This window comes from Pseudomonas edaphica (assembly GCF_965277385.1).
GTDB lineage: Bacteria > Pseudomonadota > Gammaproteobacteria > Pseudomonadales > Pseudomonadaceae > Aquipseudomonas > Aquipseudomonas edaphica.
The window spans coordinates 1,385,920-1,410,632 of the sequence record NZ_OZ255725.1; the positions used below are offsets into that span (position 1 = coordinate 1,385,920).

25 protein-coding genes and 2 pseudogenes are annotated in these 24,713 nt (G+C 59.9%); 12 read left to right on the forward strand and 15 right to left on the reverse strand.

Annotated features, from left to right (window positions below):
* Positions 1 to 14: 14 nt before the first annotated feature.
* Together ACQY47_RS06100 and ACQY47_RS06105 are read right to left on the reverse strand one after the other, a co-directional pair.
* On the reverse strand, positions 15 to 968 hold the full coding sequence (locus ACQY47_RS06100; protein WP_099549073.1) for a putative 2-dehydropantoate 2-reductase: 954 nt from the start codon (positions 966 to 968) through the stop codon (positions 15 to 17).
* Positions 965 to 1,351 carry a hypothetical protein gene (locus tag ACQY47_RS06105; protein ID WP_017136146.1) on the reverse strand — a complete coding sequence of 129 codons (387 nt, stop codon included), beginning with the start codon at positions 1,349 to 1,351 and terminating at the stop codon, positions 965 to 967. The genes ACQY47_RS06100 and ACQY47_RS06105 overlap by 4 nt, the downstream gene beginning before the upstream one ends.
* On the opposite strand from ACQY47_RS06105, the gene ACQY47_RS06110 reads away from it, so the two are divergent.
* Positions 1,350 to 1,784: a PilZ domain-containing protein gene (locus ACQY47_RS06110; protein ID WP_170038969.1), complete on the forward strand. Its 435-nt coding sequence runs from the start codon at positions 1,350 to 1,352 to the stop codon at positions 1,782 to 1,784. The two genes, ACQY47_RS06105 and ACQY47_RS06110, sit on opposite strands and share 2 nt — an antisense overlap.
* A 130-nt stretch (positions 1,785 to 1,914) precedes the next feature.
* The gene (locus tag ACQY47_RS06115) at positions 1,915 to 2,991 is read left to right on the forward strand and encodes a 3-deoxy-7-phosphoheptulonate synthase (RefSeq protein WP_017136144.1); all 1,077 of its coding nucleotides are present in this window, start codon (positions 1,915 to 1,917) and stop codon (positions 2,989 to 2,991) included.
* A gap of 128 nt (positions 2,992 to 3,119) precedes the next feature.
* On the opposite strand, the gene ACQY47_RS06120 is transcribed toward ACQY47_RS06115, so the two are convergent.
* Entirely contained in the window at positions 3,120 to 3,401 is a 282-nt protein-coding gene (locus tag ACQY47_RS06120) for a GNAT family N-acetyltransferase (protein ID WP_003189869.1), read from the reverse strand.
* A gap of 622 nt (positions 3,402 to 4,023) precedes the next feature.
* Between ACQY47_RS06120 and oprI the strand changes: the two genes are divergently transcribed.
* Positions 4,024 to 4,275, forward strand: coding sequence for an outer membrane lipoprotei OprI (gene oprI, locus ACQY47_RS06125; RefSeq protein WP_003172710.1), 252 nt, complete (start codon positions 4,024 to 4,026; stop codon positions 4,273 to 4,275).
* 135 nt (positions 4,276 to 4,410) lie between these two features.
* Here oprI and ACQY47_RS06130 read toward each other — a convergent pair whose 3' ends face one another.
* The 3 genes from ACQY47_RS06130 to ACQY47_RS06140 form a co-directional block, all read right to left on the reverse strand.
* Positions 4,411 to 5,382, reverse strand: a complete 972-nt coding sequence (locus ACQY47_RS06130; protein ID WP_017136143.1) for a L,D-transpeptidase family protein — start codon at positions 5,380 to 5,382, stop codon at positions 4,411 to 4,413.
* Positions 5,383 to 5,475: 93 nt separating this feature from the next.
* Positions 5,476 to 5,766: a hypothetical protein gene (locus ACQY47_RS06135; RefSeq protein ID WP_017136142.1), complete on the reverse strand. Its 291-nt coding sequence runs from the start codon at positions 5,764 to 5,766 to the stop codon at positions 5,476 to 5,478.
* Positions 5,767 to 5,824: 58 nt separating this feature from the next.
* Positions 5,825 to 6,430, reverse strand: coding sequence for an arylesterase (locus ACQY47_RS06140; protein WP_236460659.1), 606 nt, complete (start codon positions 6,428 to 6,430; stop codon positions 5,825 to 5,827).
* A gap of 10 nt (positions 6,431 to 6,440) precedes the next feature.
* Here ACQY47_RS06140 and ACQY47_RS06145 point away from each other — a divergent pair, with 10 nt between their 5' ends.
* Positions 6,441 to 7,124, forward strand: a complete 684-nt coding sequence (locus ACQY47_RS06145) for an ABC transporter ATP-binding protein (protein ID WP_017136140.1) — start codon at positions 6,441 to 6,443, stop codon at positions 7,122 to 7,124.
* On the forward strand, positions 7,124 to 9,634 hold the full coding sequence (locus ACQY47_RS06150; protein WP_099549076.1) for an ABC transporter permease: 2,511 nt from the start codon (positions 7,124 to 7,126) through the stop codon (positions 9,632 to 9,634). The genes ACQY47_RS06145 and ACQY47_RS06150 overlap by 1 nt, the downstream gene beginning before the upstream one ends.
* A gap of 43 nt (positions 9,635 to 9,677) precedes the next feature.
* Here the strand turns inward: ACQY47_RS06150 and greB are convergent, their stop codons facing one another.
* Together greB and ACQY47_RS06160 are read right to left on the reverse strand one after the other, a co-directional pair.
* Complete coding sequence (gene greB / locus ACQY47_RS06155) at positions 9,678 to 10,151, reverse strand: transcription elongation factor GreB (RefSeq protein ID WP_056857197.1); 474 nt, start codon at positions 10,149 to 10,151, stop codon at positions 9,678 to 9,680.
* 126 nt (positions 10,152 to 10,277) lie between these two features.
* Positions 10,278 to 11,336 carry a hypothetical protein gene (locus ACQY47_RS06160; RefSeq protein ID WP_428556512.1) on the reverse strand — a complete coding sequence of 353 codons (1,059 nt, stop codon included), beginning with the start codon at positions 11,334 to 11,336 and terminating at the stop codon, positions 10,278 to 10,280.
* 238 nt (positions 11,337 to 11,574) lie between these two features.
* Here ACQY47_RS06160 and ACQY47_RS06165 point away from each other — a divergent pair.
* The 3 genes and pseudogenes from ACQY47_RS06165 (at position 11,575) to ACQY47_RS06175 (ending at position 14,957) form a co-directional block, all read left to right on the forward strand.
* A pseudogene (locus tag ACQY47_RS06165) lies at positions 11,575 to 12,501 on the forward strand (ABC transporter ATP-binding protein).
* Positions 12,498 to 13,223, forward strand: a complete 726-nt coding sequence (locus ACQY47_RS06170) for an ABC-2 transporter permease (RefSeq protein ID WP_017136134.1) — start codon at positions 12,498 to 12,500, stop codon at positions 13,221 to 13,223. Before ACQY47_RS06165 ends, ACQY47_RS06170 begins: the two are co-directional and overlap by 4 nt.
* Before the next feature lie 15 nt (positions 13,224 to 13,238).
* On the forward strand, positions 13,239 to 14,957 hold the full coding sequence (locus tag ACQY47_RS06175; RefSeq protein ID WP_428556514.1) for a Gldg family protein: 1,719 nt from the start codon (positions 13,239 to 13,241) through the stop codon (positions 14,955 to 14,957).
* 7 nt (positions 14,958 to 14,964) lie between these two features.
* Here ACQY47_RS06175 and ACQY47_RS06180 read toward each other — a convergent pair whose 3' ends face one another.
* The 3 genes from ACQY47_RS06180 to ACQY47_RS06190 form a co-directional block, all read right to left on the reverse strand.
* Positions 14,965 to 15,273 (reverse strand): hypothetical protein, encoded by a 309-nt coding sequence (locus ACQY47_RS06180; RefSeq protein WP_003172695.1) that lies wholly within the window; start codon positions 15,271 to 15,273, stop codon positions 14,965 to 14,967.
* A gap of 260 nt (positions 15,274 to 15,533) precedes the next feature.
* Positions 15,534 to 15,968, reverse strand: a complete 435-nt coding sequence (locus ACQY47_RS06185; protein WP_017136132.1) for a DoxX family protein — start codon at positions 15,966 to 15,968, stop codon at positions 15,534 to 15,536.
* A 103-nt stretch (positions 15,969 to 16,071) separates the two neighbouring features.
* Entirely contained in the window at positions 16,072 to 17,493 is a 1,422-nt protein-coding gene (locus tag ACQY47_RS06190) for a transglycosylase SLT domain-containing protein (RefSeq protein WP_428556517.1), read from the reverse strand.
* 236 nt (positions 17,494 to 17,729) lie between these two features.
* Between ACQY47_RS06190 and ACQY47_RS06195 the strand changes: the two genes are divergently transcribed.
* From ACQY47_RS06195 to ACQY47_RS06205, 3 genes and pseudogenes are all read left to right on the forward strand, one after another.
* A complete protein-coding gene (locus ACQY47_RS06195; RefSeq protein ID WP_428556519.1) occupies positions 17,730 to 18,551 on the forward strand; it encodes a TatD family hydrolase in 822 nt (273 codons plus the stop codon).
* 222 nt (positions 18,552 to 18,773) lie between these two features.
* Complete coding sequence (locus ACQY47_RS06200; protein WP_428556521.1) at positions 18,774 to 20,255, forward strand: methyl-accepting chemotaxis protein; 1,482 nt, start codon at positions 18,774 to 18,776, stop codon at positions 20,253 to 20,255.
* Between the two features lie 109 nt (positions 20,256 to 20,364).
* Positions 20,365 to 20,613: pseudogene (locus tag ACQY47_RS06205) on the forward strand (terminase); the annotation flags it as partial.
* A gap of 6 nt (positions 20,614 to 20,619) precedes the next feature.
* On the opposite strand, the gene ACQY47_RS06210 reads toward ACQY47_RS06205, so the two are convergent.
* The 3 genes from ACQY47_RS06210 to ACQY47_RS06220 form a co-directional block, all read right to left on the reverse strand.
* Complete coding sequence (locus ACQY47_RS06210) at positions 20,620 to 21,417, reverse strand: acyl-CoA thioesterase domain-containing protein (RefSeq protein ID WP_017136128.1); 798 nt, start codon at positions 21,415 to 21,417, stop codon at positions 20,620 to 20,622.
* Between the two features lie 90 nt (positions 21,418 to 21,507).
* Positions 21,508 to 22,269: a CHAD domain-containing protein gene (locus ACQY47_RS06215; RefSeq protein ID WP_428556523.1), complete on the reverse strand. Its 762-nt coding sequence runs from the start codon at positions 22,267 to 22,269 to the stop codon at positions 21,508 to 21,510.
* A gap of 42 nt (positions 22,270 to 22,311) precedes the next feature.
* Positions 22,312 to 22,590 (reverse strand): hypothetical protein, encoded by a 279-nt coding sequence (locus ACQY47_RS06220; RefSeq protein WP_010176194.1) that lies wholly within the window; start codon positions 22,588 to 22,590, stop codon positions 22,312 to 22,314.
* A gap of 237 nt (positions 22,591 to 22,827) precedes the next feature.
* On the opposite strand from ACQY47_RS06220, the gene ACQY47_RS06225 reads away from it, so the two are divergent.
* Positions 22,828 to 23,865 carry a patatin-like phospholipase family protein gene (locus ACQY47_RS06225; RefSeq protein ID WP_099549110.1) on the forward strand — a complete coding sequence of 346 codons (1,038 nt, stop codon included), beginning with the start codon at positions 22,828 to 22,830 and terminating at the stop codon, positions 23,863 to 23,865.
* A gap of 122 nt (positions 23,866 to 23,987) precedes the next feature.
* Here the strand turns inward: ACQY47_RS06225 and ACQY47_RS06230 are convergent, their stop codons facing one another.
* On the reverse strand, positions 23,988 to 24,677 hold the full coding sequence (locus ACQY47_RS06230) for a response regulator (protein ID WP_053255124.1): 690 nt from the start codon (positions 24,675 to 24,677) through the stop codon (positions 23,988 to 23,990).
* Between the last annotated feature and the right edge of the window lie 36 nt (positions 24,678 to 24,713).

Genomic DNA, 24,713 nt, shown 5'->3' on the forward strand with positions numbered 1-24,713 from the left:
TGTTTCTCCCCAATTCAGCGATTGCGCCGATCAATAAAACTCAAGGCCTGGTAGAGCGCCTGCATGCGTGGCAATTCACAGCCCGCCGCTTTGGCAGCGGCCAATGGCCGGGCGTAGATCGCCGCCAGTTCCAGCGGGCGTTTGTGCACGTGGTCGTGGTACATGCTGGGCAGGTAGTCAGCCATAGTGTCGGTCATGGTGAGCATTTGCTCGACGTAACTGCCGGGAATTTCATGGCCACAGGCGTGGGCGCCCTTCACCACTTCAGTCATCAGGGCCTGGATCAGTTCGCGGCTGGACTCATCGGCCATCATCGCGCTGGTGCCGGTGCCCAGCAATACCGAGAGGCCATTGAACGGCACATTCCAGACCAATTTATGCCAGCGGGCCTGGTGCACATTGGCCATGGCCTGGGACTCGATGCCGGCCTGGTGAAACAGCGCGGCGCCCTCCTCGACAATGGCCTTCTGCTGCGCCTCATCGTTGGCCGCCGTGCCACTGTGATAGCCAAGATTCACCCGGCCCAACGCCTGATGCTCGACGACACCCGGCCCGGAACGATGCACGCCGATGTAACACAAGCCGCCCAACAGGTGCAGCGACGATGGCAGGTGTTCGCGCAGGCTGTCTTCAACATCAAGGCCGTTTTGCAGGAGCACTACCTTGGCGCCCGGTGCAGCGACCTGGGCAAGGGTTGGGGCCAGCTCCACATTGCCGGTGGATTTGGTGCCGACCAGCAGCCAGTCGCACGCCGGCATATCGGCAGCCTGGGCATAGGCCTGCACAGGGTGCAGGTGCAACTTGCCGTGCACAGTACTGTTGAGGTGCAGGCCATGCTCGGCGACCGCCGCATATTCACTGCGCAACAGAAAGTGCACATCGAACCCGGCACGCGCCAGCATCAGGCCGTAAAAACCACCGATGGCACCGGTGCCGATAATGCCGATGCGGGGCGACTGTGCTGTCATGGCAGATCCTCTGGAGTACGGGTAAGTGCTTGATTAATCGCGTCCGCAAGGTCGGGCCGGGTAAGACGCGCCTGTAATTGCCCAAGGAATTGACCCTCGCACACGAGGAACAACGCGGGCAAATGAAAGATCTGGTAGCGCTCAACCGCCCCGCCGTTGTGCCCGGCATCCACCCAGCACACGCGCTCGACCGGCAACGTCCAGCCGGGCAGTTGCTGGCGTGCCCAACGGCAACTGGAACAGCCCACGCTGGTAAACACCAGCAGCGAAATACCTGGCAATCCCAGCAATTGCTGGTCAATATCCAGGTCGGTCAATTCCAGTTCCTTCACTATACTGCTGCCACTGCCGTCAATTGGACGGTGCTCGGAGTCCGTGTACATGGGTCGTTTTTTACCTCACCCTGATGATGTCGCTGTCGAGTTAATCCAACGTCCCGCCCCAGCTATTCCCCGCCAACGCCTGCACACTATCGGCCTGGGCGGCGTCGCCTGCAATTGCCCGCGTGCCTGGCGCCAGGGCACGGCGGTTGATCTGCGCATCCCGTCACTGGGTGCCAGCGCCCGTTATCCGGGCTATGTAGCCTGGTGTCGCAAAGTCGATAATGGCTACCGTATCGGCATTTCCTTTACCGATGAACATGCCTTGTTCGGTGCGCGCATGGGCGAGCAAGTGTGCCAGATCGAACGCTACTGCCGCCTGCACGAAGACGCCGAGCCAACCCCTGCCCAGCTCGAGACCATGGCCCGTGAGTGGGTTTCACGCCATGCCAGTGAGTTCGCCCACGACACCTTTGTGGCGCCGGTGCTGGATTAAAGCCGGCTTTGCCCATTGTCGCGGCCCTGTGTTACGCGCTAAGGTTCCTCCCCCCTGCATTCAAATCATGCTGTGCCCGCCGCACGGGGATAGCTGGCGGCCGGCACCCGTGACCCTGGCGAGTAACACGATGGCTGATTTACCGATCAATGACCTTAACGTCGAATCCAACGAGACCCTGATCACCCCTGATCAGCTCAAGCGCGAAATCCCTTTGAGCGATGCTGCCCTGCAGACCGTGACCAAGGGCCGCGAAGTCATTCGTGACATTCTCGATGGCACCGACCACCGCCTTTTTGTAGTGATCGGCCCGTGCTCGATCCACGACCTCAAGGCTGCCCACGAATACGCCGAGCGCCTTAAAGTGCTGGCGGCTGAAGTGTCCGACACCTTGTATCTGGTGATGCGCGTCTATTTCGAGAAACCACGCACCACCGTCGGCTGGAAAGGTTTGATCAACGACCCGTACCTGGACGACTCGTTCAAGATTCAGGACGGTTTGCATATCGGTCGCCAATTGCTGCTGGACCTGGCCGAAATGGGCCTGCCGACCGCGACCGAAGCGCTGGACCCGATCTCCCCGCAGTACCTGCAGGACCTGATCAGCTGGTCGGCCATCGGCGCACGCACCACCGAGTCCCAGACCCACCGCGAAATGGCGTCCGGCCTGTCCTCGGCCGTGGGCTTCAAGAACGGCACCGATGGCGGCCTGACGGTTGCGATCAACGCCCTGCAATCGGTGTCCAGCCCGCACCGTTTCCTGGGTATCAACCAGGAAGGTGGCGTGTCCATCGTCACCACCAAGGGCAACGCCTATGGCCACGTGGTACTGCGCGGCGGCAACGGCAAGCCCAACTATGATTCGGTTAGCGTGGCGCTGTGCGAACAGGCGCTGAACAAGGCCAGGATCAAGCCGAACATCATGGTCGACTGCAGCCACGCCAACTCCAACAAGGACCCGGCCCTGCAACCGCTGGTGATGGAAAACGTCGCCAACCAGATTCTTGAAGGCAACCAGTCGATTATCGGCTTGATGGTCGAAAGCCACTTGAACTGGGGCTGCCAGTCGATTCCAAAAGACCTGGCCGACTTGCAGTACGGCGTGTCGATCACCGATGCCTGCATCGACTGGTCAGCCACCGAGACCACCCTGCGCAGCATGCATGCCAAGCTCAAGGACGTGTTGCCCAAGCGCAAACGCACCTGACCTTAAACTGCGCACACAAAAACGCCGGGCTTAGCCCGGCGTTTTTGTGTACGGCATCTGATTGATCGTTCCCACGCTCTGCGTGGGAATGCAGCCATGGACGCTCCGCGTCCCGCCTCACTCAATATTCAGAGCTTCGCGGCATGGCGCTGATGGCGTTCCATGTAGCGCTCTACGTAAGAGCACGAAGGGATCACGGTGTACCCGGCCTCTTCGGCGAACTTCAACGCTTCCTCGGTCAACGCAGCAGCAATGCCGCGCCCGCGCAATGCATTGGGCACGAAGGTGCGATAGATGTCCAGGGTCTGTTTGCCCAGGTCCATATAGGTCAGATAGGCACGATGACCGTCCACATTGGTCTCGAACTGATGACCAGCCTGGTCATGGTGGATGGACAACGCCTCGCTCATCACTACTCCTCGCGGGTCTTGGATTTCGACCCCTACCTTACCGATGTTTTTCCGGCGAAGGAACATCTACGCCACCCCGTGCCGGTTTCGACAACGAGAAAACCTATAGCGCTCACAACCAGCACGTAGAGAATAGTAGGCACCAATGCTGCAATAGCTCAAGGCGCACTCGTCATCCCTTGCCGCTGGCGGTTACAGAAAGGGCTTCGATCAATCGATGATCGATAGCCTGAACATTGCCGGCAGTTGAAGCTTGAGACGAACTGCCGCTCTTAAAGTCACCTCTAGATGCGCCTACATGCGCAAAAGATGCCGGGCCAGGCAAAGGCCAACTGAAAAAAAGTGTCATCGTAGATATATAAATTTACACCTGCTTACCCAGCCTGACACAGGCTGGCCGGACCTCTCAGCTTGGATCCAGTTCCCGTCGAAATGAAAATTTTTGAGCAGTTTTTATACAAACCTCCAAAAGATTAGCCAAAATAGATACGGCACAAGAATTTTTTTTGCTTCTTGCGCTACGTCAGTTTACTTACTACAAGTAATGAGTAGTATGTACGCCGGCTATCAGCTCACCCTGAGAAAGTAGCCATTTAATAGAAAGTCCTTGAAGGGGAACACGATGAACAACGTTCTGAAATTCTCTGCTCTGGCTCTGGCCGCAGTTCTGGCTACCGGTTGCAGCAGCGTCTCCAAAGAAACCGAAGCTCGTCTGACTGCAACTGAAGACGCAGCAGCTCGCTCCCAGGCTCGTGCAGACGAAGCCTACCGTAAAGCTGATGAAGCTCTGGCTGCTGCTCAAAAAGCACAACAGACTGCTGACGAAGCTAACGAGCGCGCTCTGCGCATGCTTGAAAAAGCAAGCCGCAAGTAATAATCCCTCGGGGTTGTTATCAAGCCGATCCATTCTTGGATCGGCTTTTTTATTGCCTGCAATTCAGGCCTGAATCCAGCGCAATAAAAAGCCCGCCATAGCGCAAGGCCTTGGCGGGCTTTTGATCGAACAGGCTTATTGCTGCAGATCGATTGGCGTGCTGGACACCACCGGCGTGTTGGCACCCGGTACCCCAATCTCGGTGGGCAGGCCATCTTCGGCGGCCACCACATCACGCACCTGATCCCAATTGACGCGCAAATTGTTGGCCAGGTCTTCGCGCTTGAGCAGGGCATTGATGACCGCGGTGTGCTTGTCGACCACCGAAGGCGTGCCATCGTCGTTCAGCGGCGTATGCGCTTCAAGGTAGACCTTGCCGCCACTGCTGCCGAACTTGTACGCATCGTTGATGATGCGCACCGAGGTGCCGACCGGCACCATGTCGGCCATCTCCAGCACGTTGTTGTTGAACATGCGGAAGCAACCGTGGCTTGTACGCGTGCCGATACCAAATTTCATGTTCGAACCATGGATCAGGTAACCCGGCGTGCCCAAGGTGAACTTGAACGGCCCCAGTGGGTTATCCGGCCCGGCCGGCACCACATTGGGCAGCGGGTCGCCATTGGCGGCGTGCTCGGCCTTGATCGAGGCGGGCGGGGTCCAGGTCGGGTTGGGGATTTTGCCGGTGATGGTGGTGTGCGCGACCGGCGAACCCCAGCCCTCACGGCCAATGCCCAACGGGAAGGTGTACACCACGTTCTGGCCCTTGGGATAGTAATAGAGCCGGTATTCCGCCAGGTTGATCACGATGCCTTCGCGCGGGCCGGGCGGCAGAATAAACCGCGTAGGCAGCACAATCTCGGTGCCCGCGCCGGGCAACCAGGCATCCACACCGGGGTTGGCCGCGACCATTTCCGAATAGCCCAGGTCATAGGTGGTGCCCAGGTCGGCAAAGGTGTCTTCGTACTTGGCCTTGATCACCTGGACCTGACCGACGATGTCTTCACCCGGCGGTGGCAAGGGCAACTGCAAGGCTGACGCCGAACCGGCTGCACACAAGGCAGCAAGAGACAGGCAGCAGGTAACGACGGAAAGGCGCGACAACATCCGGAAAATCCTTCGCAGAACGACGGGTAGGTAAAAAACGAGCCGCAAGCAGCAAGCTTACAGCTTATAGCTAGAAGCTTGCAGCTGCTTCAATTATTCAAAGCGCAGCTCTGGCCAGATCAGCGGCGTGCCACGCTTTTGCGATTCGAGAATTGCCCGGCACAGCGGGCACAGGCGCTGGTCCTGAAAAATCGCACGGTCCACCGATGACCAGCGTGGTTGCGCCGGCAACAAAGTGCCGCACAGCGTGCGGTCGATCGAGCCACCCAGCTCCAATTGACGCGCAACCAGATGCACCCGGACTTCCTGGCAGGCGAACAGATCCAGCTGCTCGTCAGGCTCGATCAGTTGGTAGTTGAACAGGGACCAGGCAGGGCGCGACATCGGGGGCTCCAGATCGGGGGGGCGCCACCTTAGCCGAAAGCCTGCCGGTAGAAAAGCGTCATAGCAGCGGTTTTAGCGTCGGCCAGACATTTTCCAGCAACTTGCCCTGTGCGCCGACTGCCGGGTGAAGCTGATCGGCCTGCATCAACTCGGGATGGCCGCCCACGCCCTCAAGGAAAAACGGCACCAGCGGGATGCTTTTTTCCTTGGCCAAGGTACCGTAGACCTCGGCAAATGCCGTGGTGTATTTAGGGCCATAATTTGGGGGCAACTGCATCCCCAGCAGCAGCACCTTGGCGCCCTTGGCCTTGGACTGGTCAATCATCGACGCAAGATTTTGTTTCAATTGCGCTGGCGGCTGCCCACGCAGGCCATCATTGCCGCCCAACTCGAGAATAACCACATCCGGTTTATGCTCTGCAAGCGCCGCCGGCAGCCGCGCCAGGCCTCCGGCACTGGTGTCGCCGCTGATGGAGGCGTTGACCACTGTATCGTCGAAACCTTCGCTCTTGAGCCGTTGTCCCAGCAACGCTACCCACCCTTTGCTGGTATCCAGCCCGAAACCGGCACTGATACTATCGCCAACGATCAGGACTGTACCCGCCGCTGCGTTCTGGGCCATGCACATCAAGGCCAGGCCAGCACTCAAAAACCACATTCGCATCGGATTCTCCATGGGCGCAAGCATTCTCACCGCGCGAAACCTTAGCAAAGTGGTTCCCAGCGCGGAAGGTGAACTGACTATCCTGCACGAACTGAGCCTGGAACTGAACAAGGGCGATAGCCTGGCTATCGTCGGCAGCTCCGGTTCCGGCAAATCCACCCTCCTCGGCCTGCTGGCCGGCCTCGATCTGCCCAGCAGCGGTGAAGTCACGCTGGCCGGGCAAGCCTTGAGCACCCTCGACGAAGACCAGCGCGCACGCATACGCGCCGAGCACGTGGGTTTTGTCTTCCAGTCATTCCAACTGCTCGACAGCCTCAATGCGCTGGAAAACGTCATGCTGCCGCTGGAGCTGGACGGCCGCAAGGACGCCCGCGAGCGCGCCACCCACCTGCTGGAGCGTGTGGGCCTGGGCCAACGCCTGACCCACTCGCCGCGCCAGCTTTCCGGTGGCGAGCAGCAGCGCGTCGCTATCGCCAGGGCCTTCGCCGCCGAACCGGATGTGCTGTTTGCCGATGAACCCACCGGCAACCTCGACAGCCACACCGGCGAGCGCATCAGCGACCTGCTGTTCGAACTCAACAAAGAAAGCGGCACGACCCTGGTGCTGGTCACCCACGACGAGCGCCTGGCCCACCGTTGCCGGCGCCTGATCCGCCTTGAAGCCGGCCTGATGGTCGCGCCCCTGGAGCCTTGATGGCACGTTTGCCGCTGTTGCGCCTGTTCAGCCTTGCCATGCGCCAATTACTGCGCGACGCCCGCGCCGGTGAGTTGCGCGTGTTGTTTTTCGCCCTGCTGGTGGCGGTCACGGCCAGCACCGCCATTGGCTACTTCGGTGCACGCCTGAACGGCGCCATGCTGTTGCGTGCCACCGAATTCCTCGGTGCCGACCTGGTGCTCGAAGGCAGCTCGCCGGCCCGCTTCGAGCAAATCAGGTCAGGCACCGAACTGGGCCTGGATCACGCGCGCATTGTTGAGTTCTCCAGCGTTATCGCGACCGATAATGGCATCCAGCTCTCCAGCATCAAGGCGGTCAACGAGCAGTACCCGTTGCGCGGCGAACTCAAAAGCGCCACGCAGCCGTTCGGCGCAGAAACTGCAGGAGGCGGCCCAAAACCCGGCGAAGCCTGGGTGGAAGCACGGCTGCTGACGGCGCTGGACCTCAAAGTCGGCGACAGCATCGACGTGGGCATGAAAACCCTGCGGCTGACGCACATACTGACCTACGAGCCCGACCGCGCCGGTAACTTCTACAGCCTCACGCCACGGGTAATGATCAACCTCGCCGACCTCGATGCCACCGGCGTGGTGCAACCCGGCAGCCGCGTGAGCTACCGCGAACTGTGGCGTGCGCCCCAGGGCAGCACGGCACTGCAAACCTATCGCGACCTGGTCAAGCCGGGCCTTGCCGCCAACCAGCGCTTGCAGGATTCGCGTGACGGCAACCAGCAGATCGGCGGAGCCCTGGGCAAGGCCGAGCGTTACCTGAACATGGCCAGCCTGGTGGCAGTGCTGCTGGCCGGCGTGGCCGTGGCGCTGTCGGCCAACCGCTTCGCCAGCCGCCGTTTCGACGCCAGCGCGCTGCTGCGTTGCCTGGGCTTGTCACGCCGCGAAACAATGCTGCTGTTCAGCCTGCAACTGAGCGTACTGGGCCTGTTGGCCAGCCTCACCGGCGCCGTGCTCGGCTGGTTGGCGCAATTTGGCCTGTTCTATTTCCTGCATGACTTGCTGCCGGCCGACGTGCCGCCCGGCGGGCTGCTGCCAGCAGTGGCGGGCATCGGCACCGGGCTGGTCGCCCTCGCCGGCTTCGCATTGCCGCCCCTGGCAGCGTTGGGCCGGGTGCCGCCGCTGCGGGTATTGCGACGTGACATGCTGCCGATCCCTTCCAGCACCTGGATGGTGTATGGCGCTGCGCTGTTCGCCCTCGGCCTGATCATGTGGCGCCTGAGCCTCGATCTGGTGCTGACCTTCGCATTGCTCGGCGGTGGCGTGATGGCCGCGCTGATCCTTGGCGGCCTGCTGTTGTTGTTACTGCAAAGCCTGCGCCGGCTACTGGCTCGCGCCTCGCTGCCCTGGCGCCTGGGTTTGGGCCAGTTGCTGCGCCATCCCTTGGCCGCAGCCGGCCAGTCCCTGGCATTTGGCTTGATCCTGTTGTCCATGGGCTTGATCGCCCTGCTGCGCGGCGAATTGCTCGACACCTGGCAAAACCAGCTACCCAAGGACGCCCCCAACTATTTCGCCTTGAACATCCTGCCGGCCGATAAAGACGCCTTTGGCGCCCGCCTGCTGGAGTTGCAAGCACAAGCGGCGCCGCTGTACCCGGTGGTGCCGGGCCGCTTGATCAGCATCAATGGCGCGCCAGTGCAGGAGATTGTCAGCAAAGACTCCAGCGGTGACCGCGCTGTGCAGCGCGACCTGAGCCTGACCTGGGCAGCCGACCTGCCACCGGGCAACCTCCTCACCGCAGGCGCTTGGTGGTCACAGCAACCGGGCGATGGCATCCCAGGGGTGTCGGTAGAAGCCAAGGTCGCTGAAAGCCTCAAGCTGAAGCTCGATGATCACCTGGTGTTCACCGTCGGTGGCGAGAACCGCGAAGCACGGGTGACGAGCCTGCGGACCATCAACTGGGACAACTTCCAGCCCAACTTTTTCATGATTTTCCAGCCGGGCACCTTGAAGGACCTGCCCGCCACTTACCTGACCAGCTTCTATCTGGCGCCGGGGCATGACCAGCAGATCGTCGACCTGTCCCGGGCCTTCCCGGCCGTCACTATCCTGCAGGTCGAAGCCTTGCTGGAGCAGTTGCGCAGCATCCTCGCCCAAGTGACCCTGGCGGTGGAGTACGTGTTGCTGTTTGTGCTGGCGGCGGGCATGGCCGTGCTGTTTTCGGGCCTGCAGGCCACTCTGGATGAGCGGATTCGCCAAGGCGCGCTGTTGCGTGCGCTGGGGGCCGAGCGCAAGTTGCTGGTCAAGGCGCGACGGATCGAGTTCGGCTTGCTGGGTGCGGTAAGCGGCTTGCTGGCAGCCCTGGGCACCGAGCTGGTGACCTGGGTGCTGTACCGTTACGCCTTTGACCTGGCGTGGCATCCACACGCGTGGTTGCTATTGCTGCCAGTGATCGGTGCCGTGCTGATCGGCGGCGCTGGTGTATTCGGTACGCGTCGCGCGTTGAATGCCAGCCCATTGACGGTGTTACGCGAAGGTTGAAACCAGCGCTGGCCAGCACGCCCGACGGAGTGCCGGCCAGCGTTTACTTCACATACTCGATACCCGTAATCCACCAGCACACCTCGCCGGTTGGCGTCTGCACCATGGCTTCATCGTCGACTTCCTTGCGCAGCAACGCCCGGGCCATCGGGGAGTCGATGGAGATGTAATCCATGCGCTCATAAATTTCGTCATAGCCAACGATCCGAAACCGCTTGGTCTCGCCCTGCTCATTTTCGATATCGACCCAGGCGCCGAAAAACACCTTGCCCTCCTGCTCGGGCATGTACTCCACCACCCGCATGTCTTCCAGGCGCTTGCGCAGGTAACGCACACGCCGATCAATCTCACGCAGCAGTTTCTTGTTGTATTGATAGTCCGCGTTCTCGCTGCGATCACCGAGGGACGCCGCCCAAGTCACCTTGCGGGTGGTATCCGGACGCTTTTCACGCCACAGGTAATCCAGCTCTTTTTTCAGCGCCTCATGACCTTCTTTGGTTATCAGCTTGGTACTCAAACGCGTGCATCCCCAGACAGTATCCAATGGTGCCGATACGCCAAGGCGTCATGCCCTGGCGCCGGCCGGCTGGGGTTGATGATAAATGAACCCTGAAAAGTAGCCAGACCGTAGAACACATCAGCTTCAAGCCTGGCCGTCCAGGGTTTGATCAAGCTCCAGGAGTACACTCTGCAGGCGCTGGCGTATTCCCGCCACCTGCGACAGCGCCAGCGTCAACTTCTCAGCCTTTTGGCCAACCTCAAGGTTTCGCGCCTGCAACTGCGTTGCTTGTTGCTGCAACTCCTGGCTCCTTTCGTCCAGCTCACCCTGTTCCTGCTCGAGTCGTGCCTGCCACTGCGTCAGCATTTCCTCGCGCTCGTTCACCGCAAGTTGCTGTTGCGACAGCTCTTGGGCGACCTTTGCCAGGCTGGACAACGTGCTGTCTACCTCAGCCAACGAGGCATGTTCCATCTTCGGCGCAGGTGGGCGCGGTGCAGGCGCTGCTTGCTCGACCTGAACAGGTGGCGCGCTGAGCTCGACGGGCACTGGCTCTGGCTCTGGCGCCGGTTCTGGTTCTGGTTCGGGCTCTGGTTCAGGTTCTGGCGCAGGGGCTATCGCGGCGGGAGCCTCCAATGGTTGAGCCTGGGCTGGCTCTGAAACGGGCGGCTCGACGGGCCTGGCTGGGTTCGTGGCCCTGGGCGGCGAAATCATCTGCGACGAGAAACGAATCGAAGGCACGATCAACGAAGCACTTTCGATGGCCGGCAGTACGGGTGCCGACATGCCCAGGGTAATGACCTTCATGACCAATGCCTTCTTGATGATCATCGAGTGATGGTCCTCAGGCCTGGCGGGCGGTAACTTGCAGCCTTTCAAATCAATGAAATGAAAAGGCACCGAGGATTCGATAACGGTGCCGTTCTTAGTCCCGGAAGCGGCGGCCACCATCAGGATTTGCTTGAACACTTGCATGGCAACTTGCAGGTCTTCCTTGGACTCGACCCCGCCGAGGAAGTACCGGTCGAGTTTCTTGCGTAGCGCCGCGATGTAGACCCTGGAGTTACCAGGTTCGGTCTCTTCATCCAGGCTATAGACCAAAAAATTGGAATCGGTCTGTGCAACGGCAAACCCACAAAGCAGTGCACCGTTGACCGGCGTGTCCTGACCGCTGCGTTCAAGAACAAGCGTGCGAAGAAGCATCATGATATTCAGGCCTTATTGCGAAAGAGTAAACCTTATATAAGCGCCAGATAAATACCCGGCCATTAACTAACCTCGGAACAACGCAATTGTTTCAGCAAGTTATCCGATTCGGCGTAGGAATTATCTGAGAAGTATGTCCCCTTGTTCCCAAGTCCAATGATTAAACGTATCTTTCTCGGCGCTTACCGTGCATGACGGTACAAGTTCTTACGCCTCGCAAAACTTATTCGGTAAAAAGATGCTCGAGATAAGCAGCCTGACAAAGCGTTTGGGTAAAAGAAACGTCATCACTAATCTCTCGTTCAGCGCTCAACGCTAGGAATGTATCGGCTTGTTCGGGGAGAGTGGCGCAGGCAAAACCACACTGCTGAATGTTATCTCCGGTTTGGCCAGCCCCTCGGCCGGGCATGTCACTGTCGAAGGCTTTGATACCCAGGCTCATCCTCTGCAAGCGCGAAGAGCCCTCGGCTATCAACTCCAGGACGGCCTTAGCCATCAAACGATGTCGGTCAAAGGCGTGCTCAATTTCATTGCCGCCGTACGCGGCTTCAGCGGTGCTGAAAAACGCAGCCGGGTTGATCGAGCAGCCATGCGCCTGGAATTATCACGTGTACTCGATGCACCGATCGATACGCTTTCCGTCGGTTTGAAGCGCAGAGTCGCTATCGCCCAGGCGATCCTGCACACCCCCGGCCTGCTGCTGCTCGATGAACCGATTGAGGGGCTGGCAACGGATCAACTGCTCAAGTTCAAGACCCTGATCCAGTCGCTGACCGAAGACATGACGGTCCTGATCGCCTCCCGGCATTGCGACAACCTGTCGAGCCTTTGCACGCGCGCCTTGGTTATCGCTGCAGGGCACCTTGTGGCAGACACCCCGCTGCCCGATTTGCAGCGCAACTCCCGGCATTACCGAGCTGTCACGCTGGCCGCAGAAACACCCCTGGATTTACTCGCACTTGCAGTATTACCCGGCGTGGCAGGTATAGAAGAGGACCGGCATGCGCCCGGCACCGTAACGGTTCTGGCGATGCCCGGGCACGCCATCTACCCCCATATCAACGCACTTATCGCCAGCCGCGGCTGGAACATAACGTCACTGAATCTGGAGCCAGGTCGCCTGAACGAAGTCGTTCAGCATCTGAGCCACGAGGTCACTCTTTGAAACTGCTGCCTGTCATTTTCAAGCGCCAACTGGCCAGTTATGCCTGTACACCCAGCACGTACCTCGGTATTGCCGCGTTTCTAGTGTTGTGCGCCACCTTGGGGTTGTACACAAGCAAATGGCTGGAACAGGAAAGCGGCGACCTGCAGGTGTTTTTCCAATTGCACCCTTGGCTCTACCTGCTGCTGATTCCCATGTTGTCGACACAATTATGGTCGGACGAACACCACGCCGGCATGCGCGACATGATGAAAACCCTGCCTATCACCAGCGCAGAGCGGGTCATCGGAAAGTTTCTGGCTGCGTGGGTCGTGTGCGCAATCGCATTGCTGCTTACTTTCCCACTGGTAATCCTCGCCAACTACCTCGGCACCGCCGACAACCGTGTTATCGCTTCACAGTTTCTAGCCAGTTGGTTGCTGGCCGGCGCTTATCTTTCTGTCGGATGCTTTACGTCTACCCTGACCCACCAACGTTTGGCTGTCTTCCTGATAACGGTGGTGATGTTACTGGCCGCCAGCGGACTTTCATCGGTTCTCGACGCACTTGAGCATCAGGCGCCGATCTGGGTCGTAGACAGCCTGGTCTCGATTAACCCGATTTCGCGTTTCGGGGCTATCGACAACGGCAAACTAACGCTGCATGACGGCTTGTACTACATCAGCATGATCCTTGCCTTTCTCTCGGCATCCACCGTCACGCTCAACTACAAAACCAGTTGAGAAGGAAAGCAAACGATGCGTTCTACTCTGAGTACGGGTATGACACTGGTGGTCATATTGCTGCTTTTCCTTGCATTCAATCTCGCGTGGGTCGGCAAACTACCGAATATCCGCTGGGACTTCTCACAGCAGAAAATCCACACGTTATCGCCCCCTGCGCGACAACTGCTTGCCTCTCTGGAACACCCACTGGATTTGTATTACTTCAACTCAGGTAATGACCCCAGAAGAAGCCAGGCAATAAACCGCTTCGGCGAACGAGTGGAAGATTTACTCAAAGAGTTCGAAAAAGCGTCAGCAACCATGATTAACCTACATGTTATAGATCCTACTCCTTATTCAGAGGATGCCTACAAGGCCGGCCTGTTCGGATTGGATGACAAGCAAGGCTTTCTTGGCCTCATCGGCACCCGCCCAGGCCAGCCCGCGCAACGTATCAATGTACTGCGCCTGGATGACGAGCCCTTGCTTGAGTACGAAATCAGCCATCTGATCCACCAACTGATGCACCCCGAGCCCCCCACCGTCGGCGTATTGACGGGGTTGGCATTGAACGCGTCCGGTGAACAGTTGCTGGCACAGATGCATCAGCATTTTGATCTGACAGGTCTGGCATCAAGCACTCCGACAGTGCCCGAATCGATCAAAACCCTGATGGTTGTGCACCCGCGCGCCCTGCCGGAACAAACCCTGTATGCGATTGACCAGTTTGTATTGAGGGGCGGCAAACTGATGCTCTTTATTGACCCGGTGAGCGAGGCCGAGACAAACGCCAAACCCGTCGACACAAGGCTGGACGGGCTACTGGCGGCTTGGGGCATACAGATGCCGGCGGACAAACTGCTGGTCGATCACGCATTTGGTTCAGGTGCGCCAGCAGTACTGCACCCGGCCAAGCTGAACCTGCCACGGCAAGCAATGGCGGCCAACGATGTGAGTGCCTGGAAATTGGATACAGTCATCGTATCAAGCAGCGGTGCGCTGTCGCGCGTGAGGAAAAGCCGCACCACACTCACGCCTCTGTTACAAAGCTCCAGGCGCTCCACCCTGCTGGACGCAGGCCGCTTTGCAGCAACGTCTGCAGACGACTTACTGGCTGAACGGATACCGGCTGCCACGCAACCCCACGTGATCGCGGCGCGCCTCGAAGGCCCCGCCTACTCGGCCTTTCCAGACGGCATTGACGGGCAGCCTGCAGGCTTGCAAAAGGCCGCACAGATCGAGGTGGTGGTGGTCGCGGACACCGATTTACTGATGGACGCTGTGATCAACTCTGCGCCCAACAACAACGTGATGTTTGTCTTGAACACCTTGGATAACCTTGCGGCTCCCGACGTGCTCGCAAGCATTCAACCCCGTGCAAGCAGCCAGTCCACCCACGCACTGGAGCAACTGCGCGAGGCGGCCGCACAGGCTTATGCACAAAAGGCCGGGGAACTGCAAAAACGGCTGGAGCAAACCGAGCAAGAATGGCAACGCCTGAACCCACCGAGTATTGGCTTCGGCACCCGTGCAGTGGACACCAATATCCAGTTGCAGGCGCTCAACAAGGAACGCCTGCGGCTGCCCATGGAGTTGCAGGCACTCAAGGTCCAGGCGTATGCATCGGTGCATCGAACAGAACGCAACCTCAAGCTGCTGATGATTGGCGCAGTACCGCTGCCGTTATGCCTGATCGCCTGTGCAGTGTTCCTCTACCACCGGCGTCGTCGATCGGCGGCTGTCGTTCACTGATCAGCCGTCAACGACGCGCAATCAGCCCTTGCCGGGCGATGCGCGTCAGTTGGCGGATCACTTCCTCGGCATCGCCCGCGCTGGGTGCCTGGATAACGGCAAGATCAAAGCTGTTGCTGGCAAAACGCGCCAGGGAGTCGCCATCTTCCACAAACTGGATCAGAAACGCTGAAGGGCGCCCGGTGCGGCGCGGCCATCCGTCGAGGTAACGCAGCAAGGTCGGCTGATGCTTGCCACCCAAGAGGATTTTGGGGTTGCGTTGAGTCAGGTCCGCGGTGATCGGAGCCAGGCGTATGAGGGGGCGTGGTGCATTCATCGTGTCGTGTCTCTGCCTCAAAAGTCTGCGGGCAGGTGAGAGGCAACACCGAACCAGCGCTTTAGCGGTATTTCGAAACCTGACTCTTGATGAGTGCATGCTTCTGTCGGGCTGCATTGAGTCCCAGTGGCGCCCCGCAATTAGCTGTTTAAATCGGCGCATGAGCAGCATCCTAGAGAAGCCGGTGGGGCGATGTCAAGAATCCCGAGCAATGAAAAAGCCCGCTCATGGCGGGCTTTTTCAGCAGGTAACGCGGGTCATCAGTGGGCGATGGCGCGGTCGACCGAAAGTTTGCCAGCACCTTCGAACAGTACCGCCAACGCACCACCGAGCAAGGCCAAGGCGAACTCATAACCGTTGTTGGCCATGAACAAGCCGTTATGGATATGCACCGAGAAGATTGCCACCAGCGACAGGAAGGTCAGGCCCAAAGCCGCTGGGCGCGCCAGCAAGCCGATGATCAAGGCCAGACCGGCGAAGAACTCAGTACCGCCGGACAACACCGCCATCAGCGTGCCTGGGGTCAGGCCGAGGCTTTCCATGTATTGCGCAGTACCGGCCAAGCCGCCGCCGCCAAACCAGCCAAAGAGCTTTTGCGAACCGTGAGCGGCGAAAACGATGCCGACAAAAATTCGCAGGATGGTCAGGCCGTAACCGGCGCGAGTGGACAGAATACGAGTGATCAGTGGGCTCATGGAGAGAATCCTTTTCAAAGTAGGGGTTGGTTGGCCGCTATATTAATCGGATCAGACAATGATAAAAGCGCAAAAATCGCCTAATACTTATCGATAAAACCGATTATTTTCGTGAGGCAATTTTCGGCGCCGACGGCTCCAAGGATTCACGTTCCCGATCAAACGCCAAGTAATACTTGTTCACGCTATTAACATAGCTGACGCCGCCCATTCCCACCTGTTCCATGGCAATACGTTCGACCTGGAAGAACCACTGATTGGGGTTCAAGCCCCGCCGGCGAGCTTCTGCACGCATACCCTGGACCCGCTCCGGCCCCATGTTATAAGCCGCCAGCACAAAGGCCATGCGCTCGCGCTCGTTGAGTTTGGGGCTGGCGAAGAACTTGCGGCGGATCATCGCCAGGTAGCGCGCACCGGCCTGCACGTTGCTGTCCAGGCTCTCGATATTGTTCACCCCCACCCGCTGCGCCGCCGATGGCGTGATTTGCATCAGGCCGGTAGGCCCGCCGCTGTTACGCGCGCCAGGGTCCAGGGCGGATTCCTTGAACGCCAGCGCGGCCAGGTTCAGCCAGTCCATGCCCTGCTCACGGGCGTGCTTTTGCAGCACCGGACGCAGTTTCTCCAGGCGCTGGCGGTCGGCGCGGGCCAGCGGGTTGCGCACTTGGTAGAGACGTCGATAGATCCGCTGGAACGCCACGTCCTGGTCGGACGGCGTGTGGTAAGTCTTGAGGAAGCGATCGATACTGGCCCGCAGCATCGAGGCATCCTGGCGCACAAACCAGTATTCGTCGCCCGGCTCGCTGATCACCACCTGCCGATCAAAACGCAGTTTGGGCAGGATTTTCGACCAGCGTTCGGCAATCGGTTTTTCAACGATGGTGAGGTGGAAGATCCCGGCCTGGACCATCTCCAACACATCCTCCACGGCCAGCGTCGGGTCAACCCACTCCACCTTTACCGGCGGGCGCTTGTGCAGCGCCAGTTGCTGGTTGACCTGATTGATCGCGTCCGCCGCCGCACTGCCGGTGGTCAACGCCAGGGTGCGCCCGGACAATTGCTCCAGCTTGGTAAACCGCCGCTCACCCTTCACGCCCACCAGCCATAGCGGCACACCACTGGCAATCGGGTCGCTGGTGCTGATTTTGTGCGCGGCCTTCACATCGAGTAATTCACCCGGCGCCACCAAGTCGCCTTCGCCACGGGCCAACGCGCCGAGCAATTGGTCCTTGGCCTTGGGAATGATCTTGAGGTTGATTGCTTCTCCATCCCGGGCATGGCCGTTCAGGTATTGCTCGAAGGCTCGCAGACGATGGTATTCGACCCCGATGGCCTGGCCCTGGACCTCACCGGAACTGTTACGGCTCTGGTTGACCAGCACACGCAGGGTGCGGCTGGAACGGATCTGCGCCAAATCACGAACCTTGCCGGGCTTGGTCACTTCCAGCGGCCCGTCCAGACGCGCGACCGCCGCCGTGGGCAGCAATAACGTCAGGCACAACATAAGCAACGCCGAGGGTCGGATCATCCGCTCTCCGGAAAGAATACTGGCCAGCCATCTCGTGAAAGACGAGAAGCTGGAGGTCAGAAACAGAGCGCTTCAAGCGCTGGCAAGGCACGCAACGGTGGCGTCGGGGCAGGCGGCGGGCCAGCCACAATGTCACTTGCGACGTTCAAAGACAGCTATAACGCGTTGTAGTTCTTAGTTTTTCTTATAAATCTACAGCTCTGATATGCTTTCCGGCCGCAGGCGGAGCTAGCACCATGCAACTCATTGATATCGGCGTCAACCTGACCAACCCCAGTTTCGACGAGAGGCACCAGGCCGTTCTCGACCGTGCCTACGCCGCCGGCGTGCAACAATTGGTGCTCACCGGTACCAGCGTCGAAGGCAGCGAGCAAGCCCTGGAACTGTGCGTAAAACTCGATGACAGCGGCCAACGCCTGTTCAGCACCGCCGGCATCCACCCGCACTCGGCCAGTGACTGGAACGGCGACAGCGCCCAACGTTTGCGCGGGTTGCTCAACGAAAGCCGCGTGCGTGCGGTGGGCGAATGCGGGCTGGACTTCAACCGCGACTTTTCCCCGCGTCCGCAGCAGGAAAAAGTCCTTGAAGAGCACCTGGCACTGGCGGTTGAGCTGAAACTGCCGGTGTTTCTGCACGAACGTGACGCCAACCAGCGCCTGCTGGAGATCCTCAAGGATTACCGCGACCACCTCAGCGCCGCCGTGGTGCATTGCTTTACCGGCGAGCAACAGGCGCTGTTCAGCTACCTCGACCTCGACTTGCATATCGGCATCACCGGCTGGATCTGCGACGAGCGCCGTGGCACACACCTGCATCCGCTGGTCAAAGAAATTCCCCGTGGCCGCCTGATGCTGGAAAGCGATGCGCCGTACTTGCTACCGCGCACCCTGCGGCCGAAACCGAAAAATGGCCGCAATGAACCGGCTTATTTGCCCGAAGTGCTGCGTGAAGTGGCACTGCATCGCAATGAAACGCCGGAAGACCTGGCCGAGCACAGCACCGCCTGCTCCCGTGCGTTTTTCGGTTTGCCCTCGGTAGCCTGTCTAGCGGCAACTTAGGGTTTGACCTGAGCTCAGAAGCCATACCCGATTAAATGTGGGAGCTGGCTTGCCTGCGATGCAGGCACCTTGGTATGTCAGGTGTACCGAGTTGATGCCATCGCAGGCAAGCCAGCTCACACATGATGCGGCGCATTGACCCATGTCAAAAACGCTTTCCTGAGTAGCGGCACAATAATGGCACCTTGCCAATGCTGTTTCCGCTATCAGAGAAAACCTTCCATGGGTGCCTGGCTTAGCAATATCTCGCTGAAGTACAAATTCTGGGCCGTGAATGCGGTCGCTTTCATCACCACCTTACTGCTGGTGCTCTATGCCGTGCAGCTCGAGCAACAGGCCCGCAGCGATGCATCTCGGGCCTCGGCGCAGGCCCAGGCGCGATTACTCGGTGCCTGGCCGGCCAACACCCCATTACCCAAAGATGAACATTGGCTGACCTTTGCCCGCGGCCAAATCCCATCGTTGGCTGATCAGGATCTGACCGCCTTGAGCACCGCCAGCGGTTGGGTCGAACTCAATCACATGCCCTTGCTCGGGGAAAACCCACTGATCGGTGCCGACGTCGTCACACGGGCCGATGGCCAACAGATCGCCGTGTTGGCCTATGGCCGCAGCCTCAGCCAGGTCTTCAGCGAACGCTTCGCCAACTACGCCGTGGCCGTGTTGATCCTCATGCTGGCGATGCTCGGTGCCTCGCAGTTGTTGATCCGCTTCCTGCTCAGCCAACTCAACACCCTCAAGGACGTAATGCTGCACGTGGAGAAGACCGGCGACCTGTCGGCCCGCGTGCCCCTGGCCTGCACGGACGAGGTGGGCCAGATGGCCAGCGCCTTCAACGCCATGCAGGCCGGCTATCAGCGCGTGGTGAGTACCGTGGCGCGCACCGCCCAGCAACTCGATGACGGCGCCGCGCGCCTGGCCAGCAGCATGAACGAGGTACAGCACGGCATGCTCGGCCAACAAAGCGAAACCGACCAGGCGGCTACCGCCATCAATGAGATGACCGCCACCGTCTACCATATCGCTCAACATGCCGGCGCTACCCGCGACCTGTCCCAGACCGCCGACACCCTCGCCGGCAGCGGCCAGGAAGTGGTCACCCGGGTACAGCGCTCTATCGCCGGCCTGTCCACCGGCGTGCAGCAGACGGCTGAAATGATCCAGAAACTCGCCGAAGACAGCCAGAAAATCAACGGTGTGGTCGGCGTGATACACAGCATTGCCGAACAGACCAACCTGCTCGCCCTCAACGCCGCCATCGAAGCCGCCCGCGCCGGCGAAATGGGCCGTGGTTTTGCCGTGGTCGCCGACGAAGTACGCAACCTGGCCAAGCGCGTGCAAAGCTCCACTGACGAAATCACCCGCATGGTCTCGGCGCTGCAAGCCGGCACCCGCGACGCGGTGGACTTCATGCAGGAAAGCTCGTTCAAGGCCGACGACTGTGTGCAACAGGCCCAGGATGCCGGTGCCGCACTGGCCGAAATCACCAGTGCCGTGGCCCAGATGCGCGAAAGCAACACCCAGATTGCCGTGGCCGCCGAACAGCAGAGCCATGTGGCCGAAGAGATGAACCGCGCGGTGGTGAGCATTCGCGATGTGACCGAGAACACCGTGCAGCAGACGGTGGAGTCGGCCACCACCAGCAATCAGCTGGCGACCTTGGCCGGGGAGTTGAGCAAGGCGATCGGGCAATTGAAGCTATAAGCCAAACAAGGCTGGCTATGGCCTCCATAGCGAGCCTTGATTCGCCGTCCCAGGTGCCTGCGACCTAAACTTTGTCCATGTTGTTTCAACGGACAGAGGATTGATCATCATGGGCAAACGTCACCCCAACTTCCCCGCCTGGCAATGGCGCACTCAGCCACAGGCTCACCAGCACCCCACCAACCTGGGCCTGCAACTGATTGCCGTGCCTTTGCTGATCATTGGTTTTCTGTTGATGGTGTCTGGCGTATTCAGCTTCAGCCTGGCCAGTTTTGCCATCGGCGTCGTCGGCGTGTTGGCGGGCGTGGCGCTGCAACGCCACGGCCGCACGCTGGAGGCCCAGGGCAGCCAGCACTTCTGAGGCTCAGGCGAAGACCACCACGGTCTGGCGGCTGATGGCGATCAACTCGCCGCTCGGGCTCCACAGCGCGGCAGCGGCATGGCCGTAGCCGTCGCGGGCGTGCTCGATGTTGACGTAGTACTGGCACCAGTCGAGGGTGGTCAGGCTTTGCAGCGGCTGGATGAACTCGATGGTCCAGGTCAAGGTGCTGCCCGGCGCGGGCTTGGTCAGGTGCGGCAGCAAGGCCGGTGGCCAGGCGTCGACCAGGGCAAGAATATGCGACTCGGTCAGCGGCTCTTCCTTCACGTCCCCACGCAAACGCACCCAACCGCCCATGTCGCGGGATTTATTACCGGTAAACGGCAGGCCGCCGACACTCCAGCGCATCGCCAAGTGACGCATGAATTCGGGGGTAACGCCCTTGATATAGGGCAGTTCCTGGCACTCATCCCAGTGTTTGAACACCGGCGGCGCTTCGCTCGACACATCAATTACCGACTCACGGGCCGCGCCAAAGCTGGCTTGTACCAAGGTCGCCACTTCGCCGTTCTGCACCACGCGGCCGAGCAACTGGCTGACCGCCTTGCCTTCGCGCAGCACTTCGACTTGATAACTGGCGGGCACATCCGGCGCTACCGGGCCGACAAAGGTGATGGCCAGCGAGCGCAAAGGCCGTTCCGCCGGCACTTGGGCGCGCAAGGCTTCGTATTGCAAGGCAGCCACCAGGCCACCAAAGGTTGCGCGGCCCTGCGCCCACTCGGCAGGGATGGTCACTTCGAGCGGGTTGTTACGGGCGGCATCGAGCAAATCACAAAAGCGCATGGCAACCTCACATCCAGAAAACCGATGTCGGGATCTTAACCAGCAGGTTGAGCAGGCACAGCGCCTATTCCGGCCAAAAGCCGGACCGGTTTAGAAACAATCCGCGCTGAGCTTGTCCAGCACCCGATCCGCCTGGCCTTCAGCCTTGGCCATGGTGCGCTGCCAAACCGCAACACACGGCTGCAGGTCGGGTTGATGTTCAGCCTGGGCCAGCCATTGCCAGCAATCGTGCCAATCGCCGAGGGCGCCTTGCGCTTGCTTGAGGCGTTGCATCGCCTTGGCCGGCAGTTTGTCCAGTTCGGGGTAGGCTTCGGCCGCGTAGCGCACGCGCTTGATCAGCAGGCGCAGACGGTGGCGGTCATGATCCGGGTCTTTGAGGGCGTCATCGAGTTTCTGCGACTGCTTGGCCAGACGCTTCTCGATGCGCGGGCGCAGGCCTTTGAGCAGTTTCTGGTGTTGGGAGGCGCGGATAAAACGCGGGAAGGCATCCAGGATCAGCAGCAAATGCGCGAGTTCCGGACTTTGCGCCACCTGGCGGTAAGCATCGGCCTGCAAACGCAGGCGCCGGTCGGCCGCCGCGTGATGGCCGTGCTGCTGCAAATACGCCGCCAGCACCTCACGGTCACGCAACGGCGTGGTCAATTGGCCGACCGTGCTGGCGGCCAATTCCAGCTGCTCGACACCCGGTAGCCCACGCAAGGGGCGCAACAAACTGCGCAGGCGCCGCACGGTGGTGCGCAGGTCATGCAAGGCTTCATCGTCGGTAACGGCGGCGAGGCGAGCCTGGCAGCTCAGTAACCCTACTTCCAGGCCAATGACCTGAGCGACTAACTGATCAACCAGCGCTGACATCCCTTCCCCCTTAACGATGAAACCCTAGTCGCCGCTTACCGATCAACGCCCGGCGCGGGACTCACGAATGTAGAAGCGCGCTTTCTCGGCCTTGTTGGAACAGCCTTCAAACGCTTCGAATTGCTGCTGGGTCTTGGCGCCGGTCAACAGCGACAAAGCCTTAGAGTAGCTCACGGTGCCGGCAAAGCCTTCGGCCTTGGCCAAATCCAACTCGTGCCAGGCCGCATCCAATTGTGTGCCACAGCTGTCGCGGTATGCGGTTTTGCCGGCACAACCGGCCAGGGCCAACACGATCACAGGCACACACATCCAGGCTTTCATCAATGACACCTCAAATATAGAAAAACAGTCGTAGGCTGTAGACGTTGCCTCCAAGGAAAAGTGCCTTGGGGGCCGCCTGAAATCAGAAGTGTCCATTCAAAAGTGCTTTCAGAAGTGCCTGCTCAGAAATGCCTACCGCCAGAGCATACCCGAGCGTAATGGCTATTCTGGAAAAATATTTTGATGCCCTCGGCCGGTAAGCGCATTGTGGGCCACTGTTTTGCGAAGGATCAGCTCATGAAAAAACGTGTTGCCTTGGTGCTCGGCTCCGGCGGCGCCCGCGGTTACGCCCACATCGGCGTGATCGAGGAAATCGAACGGCGCGGCTACGACATCGCCTGTATCGCCGGCTGCTCCATGGGCGCCGTGGTCGGCGGGATCTACGCCGCCGGCAAGCTCGACGAATACCGCAACTGGATCGAGAGCCTCGACTACCTGGACGTGCTGCGCCTGGTGGACGTGAGCTTTCGACTGGGGGCGATTCGTGGCGAAAAAGTCTTCGGGCAAATCCGCAAGATCGTCGGCGAGATCAATATCGAAGAACTGCGCATTCCCTACACCGCCGTGGCCACCGACCTGACCAACCAACAGGAAATCTGGTTCCAGGAAGGCTGCCTGCACCAGGCCATGCGCGCTTCGGCGGCGATTCCCAGCCTGTTCACACCGGTGATGCAAGGCAACCGCATGCTGGTGGACGGCGGCCTGCTCAACCCGCTGCCGATCGTGCCGGTGGTGTCGAGCCATTGCGACTTGATCATCGCAGTCAACCTCAACGCCACCAACCAGAAGCACTACCACCTGCCAGTGATCCAGCGCCCGCCGGCGTTCAAAAGCCGCTTCAACAGCTTGGCCAAATCGCTGGGTTCGCACCTGCCGTTTCGGCGCAAACAGGCCGAGCAACTGATGAAGCTGGAACAGGAAGCCTTGCAGTCCCAGGCCGCCGAAATCAACCCGTGGCTGGAGTCGGCCGAACCCGAGGCCCAACAACCTGCGGCCGCCCCGGAAAAACAAGGCGCACCGAAGTCCGCGACCGGCTCGTTCATTATCGATAACGTCGGGCCGGCGTCACTGCTGGACCTGATCAACCAGAGCTTCGAAGTGATGCAGACCTCGTTGGCGCAGTACAAGATTGCCGGTTACCCGCCGGACGTGTTGATCAACGTGCCGAAGCGCGTGTGCCGGTTTTTCGAGTTCTACAAGGCGCCGGAGTTGATCGCGTTGGGGCGCGAAATTGCCAGTGATACGTTGGACAAGTATGAGAGTGAGCAGGGTTGAACGTGTGGGTGTGGCTGATGGCCCTATCGCAGGCAAGCCAGCTCCCACCTTTGAATGTAGTCACAAATCGAAAGGTGGGAGCTGGCTTGCCTGCGATGAGGCCCGTTCAGGCACTGCAACATTCAGGCATTCAACAACCGATACCCCACACCCGCCTCGGTCACGATAAACCGTGGCTGCGTCGGATCATCCGCCAACTTCTGACGCAGATGGCCCACCACAATGCGCAGGTAATGGCTGTCTTCAGTATGGGTCGGCCCCCAGATATCCTTGAGCAATTGCTGCTGGGTGATCACCCGTCCAGGATGCCGCGCCAGTTGCGCCAGCACCGCGTATTCCTTGCGGGTCAGGGCCACCTCGACACCGTCCAGCAGCACCCGGCGATAGGCCAGGTCCACCGTCAAAGGGCCGAAACTCAACGCCGCTTCCTGAGCTTCTCCCGCCGGTGCCTGGCGCAACAAGGCGCGCACACGGGCAAGAAATTCCTGGATGCCAAAGGGCTTGGTCACGTAGTCATTGGCGCCGCTGTCCAGGGCTTCGACTTTTTGCACTTCGCTGGCGCGCACCGACAGCACCAACACCGGCACCGTCGACCACTCACGAAACTCGCGCAACACTTGCTGGCCGTCCATGTCGGGCAGGCCAAGGTCGAGCACCAGCAAATCCGGTTTGCTCAATGCCGCTTGGGCCAGGCCCTCGTTGCCGGTGCCGGCCTCGATCACCTTGTAGCCCTGGGAGGCCAGGCTGATACGCAGGAATTTGCGGATCTGCGGTTCGTCATCAATGACTAAAATCGTCGCGGTCTGGCTCATGGTGTCCAATCAAAATCCGTGGAAAAAAGAGGGTAG